This is a genomic window from Peptostreptococcus anaerobius VPI 4330 = DSM 2949 (assembly GCF_000381525.1).
In the GTDB taxonomy this organism is placed as follows: Bacteria; Bacillota; Clostridia; order Peptostreptococcales; family Peptostreptococcaceae; genus Peptostreptococcus; species Peptostreptococcus anaerobius.
The window spans coordinates 1-2,169 of the sequence record NZ_KB906666.1 but is presented as its reverse complement, the minus strand read 5'-3'; the positions used below and the strand labels follow the sequence as shown (position 1 = coordinate 2,169).

Annotated in this window: 3 protein-coding genes; all 3 read right to left on the bottom strand. The window is 31.0% G+C overall.

What is annotated here, in order from left to right; translation table 11 throughout:
- Positions 1–30: 30 nt before the first annotated feature.
- From F823_RS0110310 to F823_RS0110300, 3 genes are read right to left on the bottom strand one after another with little or no spacing between them, the layout of a single operon-like run.
- On the bottom strand, positions 31–507 hold the full coding sequence (locus tag F823_RS0110310) for a hypothetical protein (RefSeq protein ID WP_019595774.1): 477 nt from the start codon (positions 505–507) through the stop codon (positions 31–33).
- A gap of 13 nt (positions 508–520) precedes the next feature.
- On the bottom strand, positions 521–868 hold the full coding sequence (locus tag F823_RS0110305; RefSeq protein WP_019595773.1) for a hypothetical protein: 348 nt from the start codon (positions 866–868) through the stop codon (positions 521–523).
- 42 nt (positions 869–910) lie between these two features.
- A complete protein-coding gene (locus F823_RS0110300) occupies positions 911–2,029 on the bottom strand; it encodes an AAA family ATPase (RefSeq protein WP_019595772.1) in 1,119 nt (372 codons plus the stop codon).
- Between the last annotated feature and the right edge of the window lie 140 nt (positions 2,030–2,169).

Below are 2,169 nucleotides of genomic sequence, written 5' to 3'. Positions count from 1 at the left end.
CTCCTATATTTTTTAGTCACATTTTTCCATTTAAACAACACTACAATCTGGAACTTGTACTCTACAAATTCCTGACACAATCGCCCCTCTAATCCTTAAATCAGATATGAAGCTTTTTAACATCCCTATTTGAGAAACAGATATATCTAAGTCTAGAAATATAGTTTTCCCCATAAAGCGTTTCCCTATTACGGAGCCACTTACCAACATAGTTGTATTACTCCTGTCAAAATAAAACTCTCCATCTTTATAAAAATCTAAGCTTTGGGAATATTTTTTTATAGAATTTAATCTCGTTCTGTCATTGGTAGCATAAATTCCATTCTTTTCAACAACTTCTCTTAATAAAAAATATGTTCTTCCTATTTGTCTATTTTCCATACCCCTGCTATAAAGCAAAACAACCTCATTTGGATAATTATCAATCAAATCTTTTGGAAAAATTGAATCTATTTTTGGAATCTCTCTATCACCATTTTTTCTTAAATCTATTAATTTTTCTCTCACTATAACTCCTCCACTATAACTCCTCCAGGTAATCTAAGAATGTTTTTTTCTTCTCTACCTGCTCACCATCTCTAAAATTAAATTCACTAGGTGTAAATCTATCTATCTGATATTTATTCTCAAAGAAATCTTCTCTCTCTCTTATCAGCCTATCTGTCAAATAATCAAGCTTCTGTCTGTTGGTCTTGATATACTTTGGCATAAATAACATTATATCAAAAGCATATTTGTCAATCATTTCAAGGATTGTGTTTTCTGACAATTCGTTTGTTAGCTTTGTATATGCTCTATCCCAGTCTTTATCTGTTATTTTTTTTATTCCTAGTTCTTTAAGTATTTTTTTTCTAATCTCTTTTTCCATATTCACCCCCCCAATAGAAAGAGGAATAAATTCCTCAATCTATTAAATATCCATAGAGAACCCTAGTTCTTCGACTCCATATCTAATAAGCAACACTAGTTCATCACTAGGCAATTCTTGTATTTTCTTTGCATCATTCTTAACTAGAAATTCTTTTATTTTGTCTTTAAATATCTCATTTGAATAATTTTTCCTTATAAATTCCTCTCCTTTGTTAAGTGCAAAATCTATATAAATGTTATCCTTATTTTTTTCTTCTTCCTCTAAAAGATTTTTCTTAGATTCATCTATTTTCTCTTGCATAACTTCCTTTTTGTACTGCTCGTACTCCTCGTCTGTTTTCTTATTCCTTAAAGAGTTTCTCATACCTTCTTCAACAATCTTAATAAACTCCGATGCATTATTCTCGTTTTCAAATACCATATACTCTGGAACAGAACCAGCAGCAAATCTTCCACCGGCATCTATTCTAGTATTTCCTCTAAAATATAACCTTCTTTCATCTGATATAGCCACTCCATCTTTAATCTGCCTATCTATATTTCCTGTAAGTACAAAATCAAATATGTCTCCAAATAATGACTCATACCTTGTTTCAAGATTAGAAGTTAATACTTGATACCCTTCTGTCCCTTCAGACCCCTTGTCGATTATTGTTCGTAATTTTGTATGAGCTATTGCAATTACACCAATATTCATTCTTCTAAGCTTTGATGTGAGCTTTTTTATAAGTTCTGTTGCCTTTTGCTGTCCACGCCCAAATCCATTGTATGCCTCATTAATCGTGTCACACTTTTCCTTTTTCTTTCTTTCCCACTGCCTACAGATTTCTTGTTCTGCTAGTGGAATTAATTCATCTATAGTATCTAAGCCAATCATTTTAATTTTTTTGGCATCTTCATCATTCGATGCTAACCACGCAACTAATTCTTCTAAATCTTTCCAGCTTTCAATTTGTGTTACATTTAAATCATCAAGCAATGCGTACCCATATTCACTACCTATACCTAACAATAAACCACACCCAGGGTCATTGTATTTTTCTAAAACAATATCTCTAAAAAGAGTTGTTTTTCCAAATTTCTTTGTAGAACGGATATATATCATTGCCTGTGATATATCTGTTATTGTCTTTCTTACTGTCGGTTTTTTAAATGCCATATAATTCTCCTTTATTTATATTTTAATTTGTATTTTAAAAGTCTAAAAAAATAAACTCATAAATATTTTTTCTAATACATCTACAACAATTGCATTTCCTGCTTGTTTATATAATTGGGTGTTACTGCACACCCTTTGTG